Source organism: Pseudomonas sp. SMV71 (assembly GCF_052042015.1).
GTDB lineage: Bacteria > Pseudomonadota > Gammaproteobacteria > Pseudomonadales > Pseudomonadaceae > Aquipseudomonas.
This window is the reverse complement of the sequence record NZ_JBKGGU010000006.1, coordinates 128,180-147,986: the sequence shown is the minus strand read 5'-3', so window position 1 is coordinate 147,986 and position 19,807 is coordinate 128,180. Positions and strand designations below refer to the sequence as shown.

Below are 19,807 nucleotides of genomic sequence, written 5' to 3'. Positions count from 1 at the left end.
ACGTTTGCGGTTGTGATGAGTTGTAAAACCGATAGCCGTATCACCAAAAAAGACCGGCATTAAAAAAGAAAGAAAAGGAGCGTTACCCATGAAGTTGAGCAGCACCGCGATCCTGGCCTTGGCCATCAGCAGCATCACCGCGACGGCCTTTGCAGAATCCCAGAGCCAGGCCGTCACCCCGGTGACCCTCAAGACCACCAGCGAGCAAAGCGAAGCCAAAGGTTTCATCGATGGCCAATCGGTAACCGGGTCGACCCGTAACTGGTACGCCAACGAGCAATTCAAGCGCGGCGCGAAGCTGACCTACCGTAAAAACGGTGAAGCACGCGAGACCGACCGTCGTATCAACTGGGTGCAAGGCACCATCGTCAAGTACAACTCGGGCTTCACCGAAGGCACTGTCGGTTTCAGCACCGAAGTGGCGGCCTACAACGCCATCGCCCTGGACCAGGACCGCAAGGACCTGGCGTCCAACAACGGCGGCGCCCCGACCACCCGTCCGGGTGCCGGCAACAACCGCACCCTGACCCGCGAAGGCGGCGACGCCGTCGGCCAGTGGAGCAAACTGGGCCTGGCGAACGTCAAGGCGCGCGTGTCGAACACCACCCTGACCGCCGGCCGTCAGAACTTCAGCAGCCCGATGGTCGATGTCATCGGCAACCGTGCCCTGCCTTCCAGCTTCCAGGGCGTCAGCCTGCACAGCGAAGAGTTCGAAAACCTGGGCTTCGACATCGCCACCTTCGACCGCAACTCGCCACGTACTGAAGAGAGCCTGCGCAAGTTCCGTTCCGAATACGGCGACAGCAGCGTTGAAACCGATCACGTCAACACCGCCGGGATCACCTACCAGCCACTGGCCAGCCTGAAAACCAGCCTCTGGGCAACCCAGGCCGAAGACATGTGGAACCAGTACTACTTCGGCGCCACTCATGAACTGGGCGACAGCTCGGTACTGAGCCTGACCACCGGCCTGAACTACTACAAGACCGTGGACTCGGGCAAAAGCAAGCTGGGCGAGATCGACAACGACACCTACTCCCTGTCGTTCGGCCTGACCCACCAGGCCCACAGCCTGACCTTCTCGTACCAGGAAGTGAACGGCAACGAGTACTTCGACTACCTGCACGAAACCAACGGCATCTACCTGGCCAACTCCCTGCTGTCGGACTTCAACGGCCCGAACGAGAAATCCTTCCAGATCGCCTACGGCCTGAACATGGCTGAATACGGCGTACCAGGCCTGAAATTCAACATCTACCAGGCGCGTGGCTGGGGTATCGACGGTACTCACTACAACAGCACCGGTTACAGCGACGTAAGGGCGATGGACGGCGAGCACCACTACGAATACGGCATTGGCGCATCCTATGCCGTGCAGAGCGGCCCGCTCAAAGCCACCGCGATCCGCGCGACCTACACCGCACACCGCGCCAGCGAAAACCAGGCCGACGGCAGCCTCAACGAATTCCGCCTGGTAACCACCATTCCGTTCAACATTCTCTAAACCTTCCACCGGACGGTCGACTCACAAGGTCGACCGTTCGGCTTTTGCCATTCAGACGATTGCAGAGGATTGACGATGAACATGATCCCCCTACGCGCAGCCATTGCCGCGGCGCTGCTGAGTGTCGCCGTTGGCGCCAGCGCCAAACCCCTGGTGGTGTGCACAGAAGCCAGCCCGGAAGGCTTCGACATGGTCCAGTACACGACTGCAGTCACTGCCGATGCCGTGGCAGAAACCATCTTCAACCGCCTGGCCGATTTCAAGCCCGGCACCACCGAAGTGATTCCGGCCCTGGCCGAATCCTGGGACATCAGCGACGATGGCCTGACCTACACGTTCCACCTGCGCAAAGGCGTCAAGTTCCACACTACCGAATACTTCAAGCCGACCCGCGACATGAACGCCGACGACGTGGTCTGGAGCTTCCAGCGCCAGCTGGCCCCCAATCATCCGTGGCACAAACTGTCGAGCGTGGGCTTCCCCTACTTTGAAAGCATGGGCTTCAAAGAGCTGCTAAAAAGCGTCGAGAAAGTCGACGAACACACGGTCAAGTTCACCCTGACCCGCCGCGAAGCGCCGTTCCTGGCCGATATCGCCATGGCGTTCTCCTCGATTTACCCGGCCGAATATGCCGATCAGTTGCTCAAGGCCAACAAGGCCGGAGACCTGAACAGCAAGCCGGTCGGCACCGGGCCGTTCGTCTTCCAGCGCTACAACAAGGACGCCCAGGTGCGTTTCAAGGCCAACCCGGACTATTTCCGTGGCAAGCCACCAGCTGATGCGCTGATATTGGCAATCGCCACCGACAACAACGTGCGCCTGCAGAAGCTCAAGGCCAACGAGTGCCAGATCGCGCTGTACCCCAAGCCCGATGACATCCCGAGCATCAAGAAAGACGCCAACCTGAAGGTCGACGAGCTGGACGCGATGACGGTGTCCTACGTCGCCATGAACACCCAGCACAAGTACATGAGCGATGTGCGGGTGCGCAAAGCCATCGACATCGCGTTCGACAAGGAAGCCTACGTCAACGCGCTGTTCGGCAAGGGCAACGCCACCGTGGCGGTCAACCCGTACCCACCGACCCTGCTGGGCTTCAACCACGAGCTGAAGAACCCACCTCGTGACCTGGACAAGGCCCGCCAGTTGCTCAAGGAAGCCGGCGTACCGGAAGGCACCGTGTTTACCCTGTTTACCCGCAACGGCGGCGGCCCGACCAACCCCAATCCGATGCTCGGCGCACAGATGATGCAGGCCGACCTGGCGAAAGTCGGGATCAAGGTCGACATTCGTGTGATGGAATGGGGCGAAATGCTCAAGCGCGCGAAAAACGGCGAACACGACATGGTTTCCGCCGGATGGGCAGGCGATAACGGCGACCCGGATAACTTCCTGACGCCTTTGCTCAGTTGCGAAGCGGCCAAGAACGGCGAAAACTACGCCCGCTGGTGCAACGAGAAATTCCAGGCGCTGATCGACCAGGCCCGCGCCACAGTGAACCCCGAGGAGCGCACCAGGCTCTATGAACAGGCCCAGGTGCTTTTCAACCAGGACCAACCGTGGATCACCATGGCCCACACTAGGATGTTCACGGCAATGCGCAAAAATGTAGAGGGCTACTCCATTAGCCCGCTCACCACCAACAACTTCGCCACCACCCAGGTGAAGTAGATAAGAAAACGCCCGGCCACCTTTATCCAAAGGTGGTCGGGCACGCCTAACCGGCTGATGAGGTACACCTTAAGATGTTTAGTTTTATTGCCCGCCGACTGGGATTGTTGATCCCCACGTTCTTCGGCATCACCTTGCTGACCTTCGCGTTGATTCGCATGATTCCCGGCGACCCCGTGGAAGTGATGATGGGCGAACGTCGGGTCGATCCCGAAATGCATGCTCAGGCAATGGAACGCCTTGGCCTGAACAAACCGCTGTATGCCCAGTACCTGGACTACGTCGGCAAACTGGCCCACGGTGATCTCGGCGAATCGCTGCGCACCCGTGAAAGCGTATGGACCGAATTCAGCTCTCTGTTTCCCGCGACCCTGGAACTGTCCATGGCCGCCCTGTTGTTCGCCGGTATCCTGGGCCTGCTGGCCGGGGTGATCGCGGCCCTCAAGCGAGGATCACTGTTCGACCATGGGGTGATGGGGGTCTCCCTGGCGGGCTATTCGATGCCGATCTTCTGGTGGGGCCTGATCCTGATCATGTTCTTCTCGGTGTCCCTGGGCTGGACCCCGGTGTCGGGCCGGATCGACCTGCTCTACGACATCGAGCCGCGCACCGGCTTCATGTTGATTGACACCCTGCTGGCCGATGAGCCAGGGGCTTTCCTCGATGCCCTGCACCACCTGATCCTGCCGGCCATCGTGCTGGGGACCATCCCGCTGGCGGTGATCGCCCGCATGACCCGTTCTTCGATGCTTGAAGTGTTGCGCGAAGACTACATCCGCACCGCCAAGGCCAAAGGCCTGTCGCCGACCCGCGTGGTATTCGTGCACGGCCTGCGCAACGCGCTGATTCCGGTGCTGACCGTGGTCGGCCTGCAAGTCGGAACGCTGTTGGCAGGCGCGGTCCTGACCGAAACGATCTTCTCCTGGCCGGGTATCGGCAAGTGGCTGATCGAAGCCATCGGCGCCCGGGATTATCCCGTCGTGCAAAACGGCATCCTGTTAATCGCCTGCCTGGTGATTCTGGTCAACTTCGTCGTGGACATCCTCTACGGCTTTGCCAACCCACGTATCCGTCACCAGCGCTGAGATCAAATCCATGAGTACTCCAACTACTTCGGTAGCAGTCGATCAAAGCCTGCTGTATCCGTCGCCGTACAAAGAATTCTGGCAAGCGTTTTCCCGTAACAAGGGCGCCGTGGCCGGGCTGCTGTTCATGATCCTGGTGGTGTTCTGCGCCATTTTCGCGCCGTGGGTCGCCCCTCATGACCCGAGCGAGCAATATCGCGACTTCCTGCTCACCCCGCCGGCCTGGCTCGAAGGCGGCCAGATGCAGTTCCTGCTGGGCACCGACGAACTGGGCCGCGACCTGCTCTCGCGGCTGATCCAGGGTTCGCGCCTGTCGCTGCTGATCGGTTTGTCATCGGTGGTGATGTCGCTGATCCCGGGCATCCTGCTGGGGCTGTTCGCCGGGTTCTTCCCGCGCATCCTCGGCCCGACCATCATGCGCCTGATGGACATCATGCTGGCCCTGCCCTCGTTGCTGCTGGCCGTGGCGATCGTCGCCATCCTCGGCCCAGGCCTGATCAACACCGTGATCGCCATCGCCATCGTGTCGCTGCCGTCCTACGTGCGCCTGACCCGCGCCGCGGTGATGGGTGAACTGAACCGCGACTACGTGACCGCCGCCCGTCTGGCCGGTGCCGGCCTGCCGCGCCTGATGTTCATCACCGTGCTGCCCAACTGCATGGCGCCGCTGATCGTACAGGCGACCTTGAGCTTTTCCTCGGCGATCCTCGATGCCGCCGCCCTGGGCTTCCTCGGCCTGGGCGTCCAGCCGCCGACCCCGGAATGGGGCACCATGCTGGCCTCGGCCCGCGACTACATCGAACGCGCCTGGTGGGTTGTGAGCCTGCCTGGCCTGACCATTTTGCTCAGCGTGCTGGCAATCAACCTGATGGGCGACGGGCTGCGCGATGCGCTGGACCCGAAACTCAAGAATGCCGCCTGAGGAGATTCCCATGTCACTGCTAGAAATCAAGAATCTCAACGTCCGCTTCGGCGACGCCACGGCCGTGCCAGTGGTCGACGGCTTGGACTTGAGCGTGGAAAAAGGCGAAGTGCTGGCCATCGTCGGCGAATCGGGCTCGGGTAAATCCGTGACCATGATGGCGCTGATGGGGCTGATCGAGCACCCCGGCATTGTCACCGCCGACGCGCTGAACTTCGACGGCAACAACATGCTCAAGTTGAGCGCCCGCCAGCGCCGGCAAATCATCGGCAAGGACCTGGCGATGGTCTTCCAGGACCCGATGACCGCGCTCAACCCCAGCTACACCGTAGGTTTCCAGATTGAAGAAGTGCTGCGCCTGCACCTGAAGATGTCCGGCAAGGCGGCCCGCAAGCGCGCCATCGAATTGCTGGAGAAAGTCGAGATCCCCGGCGCGGCCAGCCGCATGGACGCCTACCCTCACCAACTGTCCGGCGGCATGAGCCAGCGCGTGGCGATTGCCATGGCGATTGCCGGCGAGCCGAAACTGCTGATCGCCGACGAACCGACCACCGCCCTGGACGTGACCATCCAGGCGCAGATCATGGACCTGCTGCTGGCTCTGCAAAAAGAACAGAACATGGGCCTGGTGCTGATCACCCACGACCTGGCCGTGGTGGCCGAAACCGCCCAACGCGTGTGTGTGATGTACGCAGGACAAGCCGTGGAAGTGGGTAAGGTGCCCGAGCTGTTCGACATCCCGGCCCACCCGTACAGCGAAGCACTGTTGGCGGCGATCCCGGAGCACAGCATGGGCGCCGAACGCCTGGCGACGTTGCCGGGCATCGTGCCGGGGCGCTATGACCGTCCGCAGGGTTGCCTGCTGTCGCCGCGCTGTCCGTATGTACGCGATAACTGTCGTCAAGAGCGTCCTGCCCTTGATCCGAAAACCAACAGCCTCGCCCGCTGCTTCTACCCGCTGAACCAGGAGGTGGCGTGATGGCCGTCGTACTTACCGCCCGTGACCTGACCCGTCATTACGAAGTGTCCCGTGGCATGTTCAAGGGCCACGCGACCGTGCGCGCACTCAATGGCGTGTCGTTCGAACTGGAGGCCGGCAAGACCCTGGCCGTGGTGGGTGAATCCGGTTGCGGCAAATCCACACTGGCCCGGGCCCTGACGCTGATCGAGGAACCGTCTTCCGGTTCCTTGAAAATCGCCGGCCAGGAAGTCGCCGGTGCCAACAAGGCCGAACGCAAGCAACTGCGCAAAGACGTGCAGATGGTGTTCCAGAGCCCTTACGCCTCTCTCAACCCACGGCAGAAAATCGGTGATCAACTGGCCGAACCGCTGTTGATCAACACCAGCCTGTCGGCCACCGAACGGCGCGAGAAAGTCCAGGCGATGATGAAGCAGGTGGGCTTGCGGCCCGAGCATTACCAGCGCTACCCGCACATGTTCTCCGGCGGCCAGCGCCAGCGCATCGCCCTGGCCCGCGCCATGATGCTGCAACCCAAGGTGCTGGTGGCGGACGAACCGACGTCGGCGCTGGACGTGTCGATCCAAGCCCAGGTGCTGAACCTGTTCATGGACTTGCAGCAGGAATTCAACACGGCCTACGTGTTCATTTCCCACAACCTGGCGGTGGTGCAACACGTCGCCGATGACGTGATGGTGATGTACCTCGGTCGCCCGGTGGAAATGGGCCCCAACGAGTCGATCTACAGCCGCCCGCTGCACCCGTACACCCAGGCGCTGCTGTCGGCCACGCCGACCATCCACCCGGACCCGAACAAGCCGAAGATCAAGATCGTCGGCGAACTGCCCAACCCGCTCAACCCACCGTCCGGCTGCGCCTTCCACAAGCGCTGCCCATACGCCACCGAGCGCTGCAAGACCGAAGAACCGGCGCTGCGTCCGCTGGATAACCGGCTGGTAGCCTGCCACTACGCCGAGCGGTTCCTCGACGGCGCGGCGTAAGGAGCCTGGTTAGACGGGCAGTGTTGTTCACAAGGACAACACCGCCACCCTGTGGCGAGGGAGCTTGCTCCCGCTGGGTCGCGAAGCGGCCCTTTTGGGGGACTGCTGCGCACTCCAGCGGGAGCAAGCTCCCTCGCCACGGGGTCGGTGTAGAACTCAGGACTTGCTCTCTTCTTCATCGCCACCGTCGTCAGGATCCTGCTGGTCGATGGTCGAATCGTCATCATCCTGGTCGCCGGGGTCTTGCTGCTCATTGGCGGCCAGCAGCAGTTCCTCCTGCGCGACCTGCCCACTCGAAGCGTGCTTTTCATGCTCTTCGCATTCAGCCCATGCGGCCGTAGAGCCCAGGGACAGCATGACCACGACTTTCAGCAACAACATGACGCGTAGAAACCTGTTCATAAGCGATTCCCTCTCATGTGAATGAAGCCGCGGCCCGACGGCGTCCAGGAAACAGTCCTGAACAGGCTGGCTCACTAAGAGTAGGACGCAGAACCCCAGTCAGAATGCCCCTGGCTGACAGACCGCTTTCGAATAGGGGTTAGTTCGAACGGTTATGGCTGGAATGTGATTTTCTGTGGGAGCTGGCCTGCTCGCGATTGCGGCCTGGCGTGGGTTTTGTTGACCGGGACATATCCATTGCTGCGGTAACGGCTTCTTACGGTTCCGCCTTTACGGCGGGTCACTTTTGAAAGGCGTCAAAAGTAACCAAAAGCGCTTTGCCCCACCACTGGGCACCTCGCTTACGCTCGGTGTTCCCTCACTCCGGCATTGCTCCGTGGGCCCGCCGCGATGGGCCATCCATGGCCCTGCGCGGCTATCCCGGCATCCATGCCGGGATGCCCACTGCGCAATGCCTGCGTTCGGCCCTTGTGGTTGATGGGGCGCTCAAGATCAGAAGCCAAAGCAAAGCAAAAGCGAGGCGGCCTAACGGCCGACCTGACTTTTCCGGCTGTACCTGAATCCTGTGGGAGCGGGCTTGCTCGCGAAGACGGCCTGACAGCCGACCAATTCTTTACGGTTGTAACCCGATCCATTGTGGGAGCGAGCCTGCTCGCGATTGCGGTGCCTCAGTCAGCATCAATACTGCTGACCCGACGCCATCGCGAGCAGGCTCGCTCCCACACGGGATCTGCGTCGGGAGCAAGATTTTTTGTTCACTGAAGATTTCATGTGGGAGCAAGCTTGCTCGCGATGGCGGCCTCACAGCCGACTTATCTCTCCCGGCTGGACCAAAGTCCAACTGTGGGAGAGGCCAATCGAGGGGCAACAAAAAACCCCACTGCTTTCACAACGGGGTTTTTCGATGCTGCAAACTCAGCGTCTAGTGATGCTCACGCGTCGCGCGGAATTTCACATCCGGCCAGCGTTCTTCCATCAATGCCAGGTTGACCCGGGTCGGAGCCAGGTAGGTCAGGTGGCCGCCGCCGTCCAGGGCAAGGTTTTCCACGGCCTTGTTGGAGAATTCCTCGAACTTCTTCTTGTCGCTGCAATCGACCCAGCGGGCCGAGTACACGGTGATTGGCTCGTAGGAACACTCGACCTTGTATTCCTCTTTCAAGCGGCTGGCGACCACGTCGAACTGCAGCACACCCACGGCGCCGAGGATGATGTCGTTGCTGCGCTCCGGGAAGAACACCTGGGTGGCGCCTTCTTCGGCCAGTTGCTGCAAGCCCTGGCGCAGTTGCTTGGACTTGAGCGGGTCTTTCAGGCGTACGCGGCGGAACAGTTCCGGGGCGAAGTGCGGGATGCCGGTGAAGCCCAGGGTTTCGCCTTCGGTGAAGGTGTCGCCGATCTGGATGGTGCCGTGGTTGTGTAGGCCGATGATGTCACCGGCGAACGCTTCTTCAAGTTGCTCACGTTCGGAGGAGAAGAACGTCAGGGCGTCGCCGATGCGCACGTCTTTGCCGGTGCGCACGTGGCGCATCTTCATGCCTTTCTCGTACTTGCCGGAGCAGATGCGCATGAAGGCGATGCGGTCGCGGTGCTTGGGGTCCATGTTCGCCTGGATCTTGAACACGAAGCCTGAGAACTTCTCTTCCACCGGCTCCACAGTGCGCTCGTTGGCAACCCGGGGCAGCGGACGCGGGGCCCAGTCCACCACGGCGTCAAGCACATGGTCGACGCCAAAGTTGCCCAACGCGGTACCGAAGAACACCGGGGTCAGTTGGCCGTCGATGAATTCCTGTTGGTTGAATTCATGGCAGGCACCCTGCACCAGTTCCAGTTGTTCGACGAAACGCTCGTACTCGTCCCCCAAATGCGCACGGGCTTCGGGGGAGTCGAGTTTTTCGATGATCTTGGTTTCGGTGCGCTCATGCCCGTGACCGGCGGTGTAGACGATGATGTAGTCGTCGGCCAGGTGGTAGACGCCCTTGAAATCGCGGTAGCAACCGATCGGCCAGGTGATCGGTGCCGCCTTGATCTTCAGCACCGCTTCGATCTCGTCGAGCAGTTCGATCGGGTCGCGGATGTCCCGGTCGAGTTTGTTGATGAAGCTGACAATCGGGGTGTCCCGCAGGCGGCAGACGTCCATCAGCGCGATGGTCCGTGGTTCGACGCCCTTACCGCCGTCGAGGACCATCAATGCCGAGTCCACGGCTGTCAGGGTGCGATAGGTGTCTTCGGAGAAGTCTTCGTGGCCCGGGGTGTCGAGCAGGTTGATCATGTGGTCGCGATACGGGAACTGCATGACCGACGTGGTAATGGAAATACCCCGTTGTTTTTCCATCTCCATCCAGTCGGACGTGGCGTGGCGGTCGGATTTACGCGACTTCACCGTGCCGGCGACGGCAATCGCCTTGCCCATCAGCAAAAGCTTCTCGGTGATGGTGGTCTTACCGGCATCGGGGTGGGAAATAATGGCGAAAGTGCGGCGTTTCGCGACTTCGGCGGCCTGTTGGGTCATGGGAAATCGCCTGGCTGGTGATTCAAAAAAGGGCGGCGATTATAGCTCAAGTTGTGCCAGGAACCGAACCGTTGAGCACCTGCAGGGTGGCCTGATCGGCCCCGACAGGGGAACCTTTTGGTCCGTAGAGACGTCCACCCCCCTGATACAGATTCGCGTCAGGCACTGAAAAATCAGCAAGTTAGCCTGACGTGGCTGCGCTCATGGCTCGAATCATCTGCCGTTTCCGGTGGTGAAAAGAGCTGCTTCTCGCGAACGCTTTCCCGGCAACCAGTGATGGCTTGCCGCCCGGGATCGCGTGCGCCGACTGAAAGACAAAGGAGTCCGCCTGTGGCTATCCGCTATGGCAAAGGGCTGATGGGAGGTGCGGTCGTCGTCGCGCTCCTGGCCCTGTTGGTCCACTGGATCGGCATCGAGACGATCCAACGTTACCGCGACGATCTGCTGTTCTACCTGCAAGCGCACCTGCTGTTGGTCCTTGCCTCCATGCTCGCCGCCCTGATTGTCGGCATCCCGGCCGGCATCGGCCTGAGCCGCCCCGGCATGGTCGGGCGCGCCGAACGCTTCATGCAAGTCTTCAACATCGGCAACACCGTGCCGCCCCTGGCCGTCCTGGCCATCGCCCTGGGCTTCCTGGGCATCGGCAGCGGTCCGGCCATTTTCGCCCTGTTCCTCGCCTCGCTGCTGCCCATCGTGCGCAACACCTACGAAGGCCTGAAGAACGTTCAGGGCTCGCTCAAGGAAGCCGCCACCGGTATCGGCATGACCCCACGCCAGGTGCTGTGGCAAGTCGAGTTGCCCAACGCCGTGCCGATCATCGTCGGCGGCGTGCGCGTGGCCCTGGCGATCAACGTCGGCACCGCCCCGCTGGCGTTCCTGATTGGCGCCAACAGCCTGGGCAGCCTGATCTTCCCCGGCATCGCCCTGAACAACCAGCCACAGCTGCTGCTCGGCGCGGCCTGCACCGCCCTGCTGGCGCTGCTGCTCGACGGCTTGGTGACACTGGCCAGCCGCCTCTGGCTGGAGCGCGGTCTGCGCGCCTCATAAAGCCAGGCTGGATAAGGAATCGTTATGAAGAAGTTGAGCTTGATCCTGGGCTGTGTCCTGCTGCTGGCCGGATTCGCCCAAGCCGCTGAAAAACCCGTCATTCGCCTTGGAGCCCGGGTCTTCACCGAACAGACCCTGCTGGCGGAAATCACCGCGCAATACCTGCGCAGCAAAGGCTACGACGCGCAGATCACCGGCGGCCTGGGCAGCAACCTGGCCCGCAGCGCCCACGAAACCGGGCAACTGGATCTGCTGTGGGAGTACACCGGCGTGTCGCTGGTGGCCTACAACCACGTCACCGAGAAACTCGACAGCGCCCAGTCCTATGCGCGGGTCAAGGAACTCGATGCGAAAAAGGGCCTGGCCTGGCTGACGCCGTCGAGATTCAGCAACACCTACGCCCTGGCCCTGCCGGAAAAGGTCGCCCGCCAATATCCGCAGATCAACAGCATCAGCCAGTTGAACGCCGTGCTACAGGCCGAGGCGGACGAGAACCACCTGGTGGCGCTGGACACCGAGTTCGCCAACCGCTCCGACGGCCTGGCCGGCCTGGTCGAGCAATACGGCCTGAACCTCACGCGCAAGAACATCCGGCAGATGGACGCCGGGCTGGTCTACACCGCCCTGCGCAACGCCCAGGTGTTCGCCGGCCTGGTGTACACCACCGATGGCCGGCTGAACGCGTTCAAGCTGAAGTTGCTCGAAGATGACAAGCATTACTTCCCCGACTACACCGCCGCACCGGTGGTGCGCCAGGCGTTCCTCGACGAGCACCCGCAACTGGCCGACCAACTCAAGCCCCTGGCCGAGTTGTTCGACGACGAAACCATGCGCCAGCTCAACGCCCGCGTGGACGTCGATCATGAAAGCCCTTCCACCGTTGCCGCCGACTTCCTGCGCCAGCAGCCTATCAACTGAAGAGGAAAAGCCATGGAACTGTTGAACGCCTTTTCCCATCTGGACTGGCAGCAGGTCATCCACCTGACCTGGCAGCATGTCACGCTGGTGGGCATCGCCGTGACCCTGGCGATTGTCATCGGCGTGCCGCTGGGGATTTTCATGACCCGCTTCCCGGCGCTGGCCGGCCCGCTACAGGCCAGCGCAACGGTGCTGCTGACGATTCCCTCGATTGCCCTGTTCGGCCTGTTGCTGCCGTTCTATTCGAAATTCGGCCAAGGCCTGGGCCCGATGCCGGCGATCACCGCAGTGTTTCTCTATTCGCTGTTGCCGATCATGCGCAACACCTACCTCGCGCTCACCGGCGTGGAACCCGGCATCCGCGAAGCTGCCCGCGGTATCGGCATGACCTTCGGCCAGCGCTTGCGCATGGTCGAACTGCCCATCGCCGTGCCGGTGATCCTCGCCGGCGTGCGCACCGCCGTGGTCATGAACATCGGTGTCATGACCATCGCCGCCACCATCGGCGCCGGTGGCCTGGGCGTGCTCATCCTCGCTTCCATCAGCCGCAGCGACATGTCGATGCTGATCGTCGGCGCCGTGCTGGTCAGCCTCCTGGCCATCTTCGCCGACCTGCTCCTGCAATGGCTGCAACGCTCGCTGACTCCAAAAGGATTAACCAAATGATCGAACTTCAAAACCTCAGCAAAACCTTCAAGAGCAACGGCAAGGATGTCAAAGCCGTGGACTCGGTGAACCTGACCGTCAACGAAGGCGAGATCTGCGTGTTCCTCGGGCCATCGGGCTGTGGCAAGAGCACCACGCTGAAGATGATCAACCGGCTGATTCCGCCCACCTCGGGCAAGGTGCTGATCAACGGCGAAGACACCACCGGCCTGGACGAAGTGACCCTGCGCCGCAACATCGGCTACGTGATCCAGCAGATCGGCCTGTTCCCGAACATGACCATCGAAGAAAACATCGTCGTGGTGCCCAAGCTGCTCGGCTGGGACAAACAGAAATGCCACGACCGCGCCCGCGAGCTGATGAGCATGATCAAGCTCGAACCCAAGCAGTACCTGCATCGCTACCCACGGGAACTCTCGGGCGGCCAGCAGCAACGGATCGGCGTGATCCGCGCCCTGGCGGCCGATGCGCCGCTGCTGCTGATGGACGAACCGTTCGGCGCGGTGGACCCGATCAACCGCGAGATGATCCAGAACGAGTTCTTCGAAATGCAGCGGGCGCTGAACAAGACCGTGATCATGGTCAGCCACGACATCGACGAAGCTATCAAGCTGGGGGACAAGATCGCGATTTTCCGCGCCGGCAAGCTGATCCAGTGCGACCACCCGGACACGCTGCTGGCGCATCCGGCCGATGAGTTCGTCAGCAATTTCGTCGGCCAGGACAGCACCCTCAAGCGGCTGTTGCTGGTCAAGGCCGAGGACGCGGCGGACAACGCCCCGTCGGTCAGCCCCGAGACGCCGGTGGCCGAGGCGCTGGAACTGATGGATGAGCACGACCGGCGCTATGTGGTGGTCACCTGCGCCGAGAACAAGGCCCTGGGCTATGTGCGCCGTCGCGACCTGTTCCGCCAGCCCGGCACCTGCGCGCAGTACCTGCGCGAGTTCAACGCCACGGCGGCCTATGACGAGCACCTGCGGATCCTGCTGTCGCGCATGTACGAGTTCAACCGCTCGTGGCTGCCGGTGATGGACGCCGAGCGGGTGTTCCTCGGCGAGGTGACCCAGGAGTCGATTGCCGAGTACCTGAGTTCCGGCAAGTCCCGTGGCGGCAAGACCAGCATCGTCTCGCCGGCCGAGATTGCGCAAGCCTGATTCCTGTTCCCGCCCTCCTGGGGGATGGGTTTTGCTCTTGTGGCGAGGGAGCTTGCTCCCGCTGGGTCGCGAAGCGGCCCCAGAAAAAGCGATGAGCGCTCCGCACTCAAGCGGGAGCAAGCTCCCTCGCCACAAGGGCAAAAGCCGCTCAGCGGTCCCGAATGTCTCATCCACGGGAACATCAATCCGTCACACAGGTCGGTTACATCAGGAGCTGTCCCGCACCGCACGACGAATGCGTGCAAAAACGCGACATTTTTAGTTGATCTCAGGCCCCTCACGCCCTAAAGTTCGCGCCGAACGTCCATGCTGGAAACGATCCATCCGGCTCAAGTACTGACGACGAGACAGCAAGGCCAAGGGCATCCCCAGAGCCAGGTCGTTTGAGAGCGTAGCGAGCGCAGGCAAGACAAGGCGGGAAGAGGCGAGGAACGGCCGGGGTCGCGTGCGACTTTACGGTTGTAAATGAGCATTCCGAGCCTCTTTCCAACGCAGTATTGCTCGCGTAGCGCCGAAGGCGCACAGCACGCAGTAGCTCTCAAACGACCTGGATGGCCTTTTTGCTTTCGGCGGCAATGCCTTGGGAAGTAGGCGAACCAAAGTGGGGATACGGAGGACGTTCACGAAGGCTGCCAGCCTTCACACCCATTGATCCTGATGTTTGCCAGTAGGAGTCCCAAGTATGTCGATCCAGGTCGAAGATTATTTCGCGCGCGAAACTTTCCAGAAGATGAAAGCGTTCGCTGACAAGCAGGAAACCCCGTTCGTGGTGATCGACACCGCGATGATCGCCCAGGCCTATGACGACCTGCGCGCCGGTTTCGAATTCGCCAAGGTGTATTACGCCGTCAAGGCCAACCCGGCGGTGGAAATCATCGACCTGCTCAAGGAAAAAGGCTCGAACTTCGACATCGCCTCGATCTATGAGCTGGACAAGGTCTTGAGCCGCGGCGTAACCCCGGACCAGATCAGCTACGGCAACACCATCAAGAAATCCAAGGACATCCGCTACTTCTACGAGAAGGGCGTGCGCCTGTATGCCACCGACTCCGAAGCCGACCTGCGCAACATCGCCAAGGCCGCGCCGGGCTCGAAAGTCTATGTGCGCATCCTCACCGAAGGCTCGACCACCGCTGACTGGCCGTTGTCGCGCAAGTTCGGCTGCCAGACCGACATGGCCATGGACCTGCTGATCCTCGCCCGTGACCTGGGCTTGGTGCCGTACGGCATCTCGTTCCACGTCGGTTCGCAACAGCGCGACATCAGCGTCTGGGACGCAGCGATCGCCAAGGTCAAGGTGATCTTCGAGCGCCTGAAGGAAGAAGACGGCATTGTCCTGAAGCTGATCAACATGGGCGGTGGCTTCCCGGCCAACTACATCACCCGCACCAACAGCCTGGAAACCTACGCCGAGGAAATCATCCGCTTCCTCAAGGAAGACTTCGGCGACGACCTGCCGGAAATCATCCTGGAGCCGGGCCGTTCGTTGATCGCCAACGCCGGCATCCTGGTCAGCGAAGTGGTGCTGGTGGCGCGTAAATCGCGCACTGCCGTCGAGCGTTGGGTCTACACCGACGTGGGCAAGTTCTCCGGTCTGATCGAAACCATGGACGAAGCCATCAAGTTCCCGATCTGGACCGAGAAGAAAGGCGAGATGGAAGAAGTGGTCATCGCCGGCCCGACCTGCGACAGCGCCGACATCATGTACGAAAACTACAAGTACGGCCTGCCGCTGAACCTGGCCATCGGTGATCGCCTGTACTGGCTCTCCACCGGTGCCTACACCACCAGCTACAGTGCAGTGGAATTCAACGGCTTTCCGCCACTGAAGTCGTTCTACGTTTAAGCTGCTGTCCGTTGTATGCGAAAGCCCGTGACCGATGTCACGGGCTTTTTCATGTGCCCTGCATTTGGGCGAGGCGAGCCTTGTAAGCCTCGATCAACGGCTCCAGCTCAGGCGACCCGGCGCCTTGCAATGCCTGCGTCGCGGCGTGCAGAAAATTGAGGTTGCCGCCCTCCAGCGCCCGACGCAACCAGACGATACCTTCCTCGGCCTCTCCGGCGGCCAGCCGCACGCAGCCATAACTGAACTGCCCGCGAAAATCGCCACCTTCGGCCGAACGTCGATACCACTGCACGGCAGCCTGGGGATCGGTCGGACAATAACGCCCCTCCTCCAGGTAGCGACCCAGCAGGTTCATCGACTTGGCATGGCCCAGTTCCGCGGCGCGGCGATACAGGCGCAACGCTTGCGGCTGATCCTCAGGTACGCCGCGTCCGGTTGCCAGCAGGTTGGCGTAGTTGTACATCGCCCAGTCCAGGCCGGCTTCGGCGGCCAGGCGATAATGTTCGGCGGCACGCGCGGCATCGGCGGTGCAACCCCAACCGTGTTCATGGCAACGCCCCAGCATGTTGCGCGCCATCAGGTGCCCGCGCCCGGCGGCAATGGCGAACCAGCGCACGGCCAGCGGCGGGTCCTGCTCGATGCCGTGGCCGTCGAGCAGGATCTGCCCCAGCCATGCCTGGGCTTGCAGCACACCTTCGCGAGCACCGATCAGGATCGCCTGGGCCGCTCGCGTCGGGCTCTCATCGAGCATGGCCTTGAGGCCGTCACCATCGAGCAGCTCTTGCCGACGCAGGCGAAAATCCGTCACTCAGACCTCGACCCAGCGGCGCAACAGGTTGTGATAAGTGCCGGTGAGGCGAATCAGCGAAGGATGATCCGGCATGTCACGGGTCAATTGTTGGATCGCTCCGTCCATCTCGAACAGCAGCGCCCGCTGACTGTCTTCGCGCACCAGGCTCTGGGTCCAGAAAAACGAGGCGTAGCGCGCCCCGCGGGTGACGGCATTGACCTTGTGCAGGCTGGTCCCCGGGTACAGCACCATGTCGCCGGCCGGCAACTTGACTCGCTGGGTGCCGTAGGTGTCCTGGATCTCCAGTTCACCGCCGTCGTAATCCTGCGGATCGCTGAAGAACAGCGTGGCCGAAAGGTCCGTGCGAACTCGTTCGGCGCTGCCCTTTGGCTGGCGCACGGCGTTGTCGATATGGAAATCGAAGCTGCCACCGGCCGTGTAGCAGTTCACCAGCGGCGGGAACACCTTGTGCGGCAGCGCCGCCGACATGAACAACGGATTTTTCCACAGTCGCTCAAGCATCGCCGCGCCGATTTCTTTCGCCAGGGCATGCCCCTCGGGCAGTTGCAGGTTGTGCTTGGCCTTGGCTGACTGGTAACCGGCGGTGGCCTTGCCGTCCGCCCATTCGGCCTGCTCCAGCGCCTCGCGGATCCGCTGCACTTCTTCAGGAGAAAACACGCCGGGAATATGCAGCAACATTGGCATTCGCACCTGTGGATAAAAAGGGCGCCAATGGTAGTGATTCTTATTGACTGTGCACAACCCCCATGACGCCCCACTGATTCAAAACCGGAAAGACCAATTGTAAAGAATGTAAATTCGTCTCAAATAGCAATGTTTCGCAATTGATACAAAGACCTGTTTACCCTATATTCCGCGGCCTCGAAACCTTGGGGAGGGGAATTTTCATGTCGCGGCAAGCACTACAATTACCGGTCAGCACGCCTCGTTTGCTGGCCTCCGCCATCGGCGTCGCGCTCAGCGCAACGACGGCGGCCCAGATGGCCCAGGCGGCCCAACCGACCGACGAAAAGGCCTCGCGCAACGCCATTGCCCTGGATGCCACCAGCATCACCGGCGAAGCCCAGGACACCACGTCCTACCAGGTGGAAAAAGCCTCTTCCCCTAAATACACCGCGCCGCTGGTGGACACGCCACGCTCGGTGACGGTGATCCCTCAGCAAGTGCTCAAGGACACCGGCGCGCTCAACATGCAGGACGCCCTGCGCACCGTGCCCGGCATCACCTTCGGCGCCGGTGAAGGTGGCAACCCTCAAGGCGACCGCCCGTTCATTCGCGGTTTCGACGCCCAGGGCGACACCTACCTCGATGGCGTGCGCGACACCGGCTCGCAAAGCCGCGAGATTTTCGCCGTGGAATCCATCGAGGTCAGCAAGGGCCCGAACTCGGCGGTCGGCGGTCGCGGCGCAGCCGGCGGCACCATCAACCTGGTCAGCAAGAAAGCGCACCTGGGCGATTCCTTCGACGGCGGTTTCACCTGGGGTTCGGACCAGACCCAGCGCTACACCCTCGATGGCAACTATCAGTTCAGCGACAGCGCCGCCGGGCGCCTGAACCTGATGAGCCATGAAAGCAACGTCGCCGGCCGCGACAAGGTCGACTACGACCGCTGGGGCATCGCGCCGTCGCTGGCCTTCGGCCTGGGCACCGACACCCGCGTCAACCTCGACTACTACCACCTGGAAAGCAACGACCTGCCGGACTCCGGCATTCCCTACAGCATGCCGGCCTCCGGTCTGTCGGCCAACCGCACCAAGTCCAACCCGGACAAACCCGACGACGGCGGCGACAGCAGCAATTTCTACGGCCTGAGCGACCGCGACTTCCGCAAGACCCGCGCCGACACCGCCACCTTCGCCATCGAGCACGACTTGAGCGATGCGCTGACGGTCAAGAACACCCTGCGCCACGGCTCGACTTCCCAGGACTACATCCTGACCCAGCCCGACGACAGCAAGGGCAACGTCAACAACGGCAGCGTATGGCGCCGGGCGAACAGCCGGGTCAGCAACGTCGACACCACCACCAACCAGACCGATCTGTTCGGTGATTTCTATGTCGCCGGGTTCAAGAACAGTTTCTCCACCGGCATCGAGTTGAGCCGCGAGACCGGTGAAAAATCCTCCTACACCGTCAACACCGACACCGTGCCCGCCACCACTGCGGCGAACACTAACTGCCGGCCATCGATGATCGGCGCGTCGAGCGGCTACAACTGCACCTCGCTGGCGAACCCGAACCCGAACGATCCGTGGAATGGCCGCATCGCGCGCAATTACGCCGGCACCGAAACCACCAGCGTCACCCGTGCGCTCTATGCGTTCGATACCCTGGAACTGTCGCCACAGTGGCTGGTGAACATGGGCCTGCGCTACGACCACTTCGACACGAAGTACAAGACCTATAACGCCGCCGGCACCACCACTTCCAAGGGCGACGACACCAGCGAATTCATCACCGGCCAGTTTGGCCTGGTCTGGAAACCGGCAGACAACGGCAGCATCTACGCCTCCTACGCCACCTCGGCGACACCGCCGGGCAACATGGTCGGCGAAGGCACTGAAGGCAACCCGCTGGGCGGCACCCCGGATCGCAACGGCAACCTGCTCAAGAGCGACATGGAGCCGGAAACTACCAAGAACTACGAAATCGGCACCAAGTGGGACCTGCTCAACGACCGTCTCTCGCTGACTGCGGCGATCTTCCGCACCGAGAAGGAGAACGCGCGCGTCCAGGTCGACGCCACCACCTATGAGAACGCCGGTACCACCCGGGTCGACGGCCTCGAACTGTCGGCCAGCGGCAAGATCACCGAGAAGTGGCAAGTGTTCGCCGGCTACAGCTACCTGGACAGCGAACAGGTCGATGGCGGCCCGCTGAGCGTCACCGACGGCAATGAACTACCGAACACGCCGAAGAACAGTGCCAGCGTCTGGACCACTTACGCGATCACGCCGAAACTGACCATTGGCGGCGGCGCGTTCTATGTGGACGACGTATTCGGCAGCGTGGCAAATACCACGATGGTCGACTCCTACGTGCGCTACGACGCCATGGCCAACTACAAGGTCAGCAAGAACCTGGACCTGCAACTCAACGTGCAGAACCTGACCGACGAAACCTACTACGACAAAGCCTTCTCGACGCACTTCGCCAACCAGGCGGCAGGGCGCACGGCGTTGTTGAGTACCAATTTCCATTTCTGATTGGAGCCATGATTCAGGCGCAACACCTGGGCTGGGGCCTGATGAAACTGTTTAGTTCAGGAACAAGGTGAAACCTGTGGCGAGGGAGCTTGCTCCCGCTGGGGTGCGAA

General features: G+C 61.7%; 16 protein-coding genes. 12 read left to right on the top strand and 4 right to left on the bottom strand.

Annotated elements, in window-relative coordinates; all coding sequences use genetic code 11:
- Nucleotides 1-88 precede the first annotated feature (88 nt).
- The 6 genes from ACLEJQ_RS07835 to ACLEJQ_RS07810 all read left to right on the top strand — a co-directional run bounded on the left by ACLEJQ_RS07835 (nucleotide 89) and on the right by ACLEJQ_RS07810 (nucleotide 7,141).
- Nucleotides 89-1,504: an OprD family porin gene (locus ACLEJQ_RS07835; RefSeq protein ID WP_440793732.1), complete on the top strand. Its 1,416-nt coding sequence runs from the start codon at nucleotides 89-91 to the stop codon at nucleotides 1,502-1,504.
- 75 nt (nucleotides 1,505-1,579) lie between these two features.
- Nucleotides 1,580-3,175, top strand: coding sequence for an ABC transporter substrate-binding protein (locus tag ACLEJQ_RS07830; RefSeq protein WP_440793730.1), 1,596 nt, complete (start codon nucleotides 1,580-1,582; stop codon nucleotides 3,173-3,175).
- Nucleotides 3,176-3,249: 74 nt separating this feature from the next.
- Nucleotides 3,250-4,260 (top strand): ABC transporter permease subunit, encoded by a 1,011-nt coding sequence (locus tag ACLEJQ_RS07825; protein WP_440793728.1) that lies wholly within the window; start codon nucleotides 3,250-3,252, stop codon nucleotides 4,258-4,260.
- A gap of 10 nt (nucleotides 4,261-4,270) precedes the next feature.
- Nucleotides 4,271-5,182 carry an ABC transporter permease subunit gene (locus ACLEJQ_RS07820; protein WP_440793726.1) on the top strand — a complete coding sequence of 304 codons (912 nt, stop codon included), beginning with the start codon at nucleotides 4,271-4,273 and terminating at the stop codon, nucleotides 5,180-5,182.
- A gap of 10 nt (nucleotides 5,183-5,192) precedes the next feature.
- A complete protein-coding gene (locus ACLEJQ_RS07815; protein WP_440793724.1) occupies nucleotides 5,193-6,161 on the top strand; it encodes an ABC transporter ATP-binding protein in 969 nt (322 codons plus the stop codon).
- Complete coding sequence (locus ACLEJQ_RS07810) at nucleotides 6,161-7,141, top strand: peptide ABC transporter ATP-binding protein (RefSeq protein WP_440793722.1); 981 nt, start codon at nucleotides 6,161-6,163, stop codon at nucleotides 7,139-7,141. The genes ACLEJQ_RS07815 and ACLEJQ_RS07810 overlap by 1 nt, the downstream gene beginning before the upstream one ends.
- A gap of 156 nt (nucleotides 7,142-7,297) precedes the next feature.
- Here the strand turns inward: ACLEJQ_RS07810 and ACLEJQ_RS07805 are convergent, their stop codons facing one another.
- Nucleotides 7,298-7,543, bottom strand: a complete 246-nt coding sequence (locus ACLEJQ_RS07805) for a hypothetical protein (protein ID WP_440793720.1) — start codon at nucleotides 7,541-7,543, stop codon at nucleotides 7,298-7,300.
- 922 nt (nucleotides 7,544-8,465) lie between these two features.
- Complete coding sequence (locus ACLEJQ_RS07800; protein WP_440793718.1) at nucleotides 8,466-10,049, bottom strand: peptide chain release factor 3; 1,584 nt, start codon at nucleotides 10,047-10,049, stop codon at nucleotides 8,466-8,468.
- Nucleotides 10,050-10,406: 357 nt separating this feature from the next.
- Here ACLEJQ_RS07800 and ACLEJQ_RS07795 point away from each other — a divergent pair, with 357 nt between their 5' ends.
- The 5 genes from ACLEJQ_RS07795 to ACLEJQ_RS07775 all read left to right on the top strand — a co-directional run bounded on the left by ACLEJQ_RS07795 (nucleotide 10,407) and on the right by ACLEJQ_RS07775 (nucleotide 15,680).
- Nucleotides 10,407-11,096: an ABC transporter permease gene (locus ACLEJQ_RS07795; RefSeq protein WP_440793957.1), complete on the top strand. Its 690-nt coding sequence runs from the start codon at nucleotides 10,407-10,409 to the stop codon at nucleotides 11,094-11,096.
- 24 nt (nucleotides 11,097-11,120) lie between these two features.
- Nucleotides 11,121-12,014, top strand: a complete 894-nt coding sequence (locus ACLEJQ_RS07790) for a glycine betaine ABC transporter substrate-binding protein (RefSeq protein WP_440793716.1) — start codon at nucleotides 11,121-11,123, stop codon at nucleotides 12,012-12,014.
- A gap of 12 nt (nucleotides 12,015-12,026) precedes the next feature.
- On the top strand, nucleotides 12,027-12,680 hold the full coding sequence (locus ACLEJQ_RS07785) for an ABC transporter permease (protein ID WP_440793714.1): 654 nt from the start codon (nucleotides 12,027-12,029) through the stop codon (nucleotides 12,678-12,680).
- Nucleotides 12,677-13,834, top strand: coding sequence for an osmoprotectant ABC transporter ATP-binding protein OsmV (locus tag ACLEJQ_RS07780; protein ID WP_440793712.1), 1,158 nt, complete (start codon nucleotides 12,677-12,679; stop codon nucleotides 13,832-13,834). Before ACLEJQ_RS07785 ends, ACLEJQ_RS07780 begins: the two co-directional genes overlap by 4 nt.
- A 682-nt stretch (nucleotides 13,835-14,516) precedes the next feature.
- Nucleotides 14,517-15,680, top strand: coding sequence for a type III PLP-dependent enzyme (locus ACLEJQ_RS07775; protein WP_042732281.1), 1,164 nt, complete (start codon nucleotides 14,517-14,519; stop codon nucleotides 15,678-15,680).
- A gap of 49 nt (nucleotides 15,681-15,729) precedes the next feature.
- On the opposite strand, the gene ACLEJQ_RS07770 is transcribed toward ACLEJQ_RS07775, so the two are convergent.
- Complete coding sequence (locus ACLEJQ_RS07770) at nucleotides 15,730-16,431, bottom strand: tetratricopeptide repeat protein (RefSeq protein ID WP_440793955.1); 702 nt, start codon at nucleotides 16,429-16,431, stop codon at nucleotides 15,730-15,732.
- 57 nt (nucleotides 16,432-16,488) lie between these two features.
- A complete protein-coding gene (locus tag ACLEJQ_RS07765) occupies nucleotides 16,489-17,169 on the bottom strand; it encodes a Fe2+-dependent dioxygenase (RefSeq protein ID WP_440793709.1) in 681 nt (226 codons plus the stop codon).
- 209 nt (nucleotides 17,170-17,378) lie between these two features.
- Between ACLEJQ_RS07765 and ACLEJQ_RS07760 the strand changes: the two genes are divergently transcribed.
- Entirely contained in the window at nucleotides 17,379-19,697 is a 2,319-nt protein-coding gene (locus ACLEJQ_RS07760) for a TonB-dependent receptor (protein WP_440793707.1), read from the top strand.
- Nucleotides 19,698-19,807: the final 110 nt, after the last annotated feature.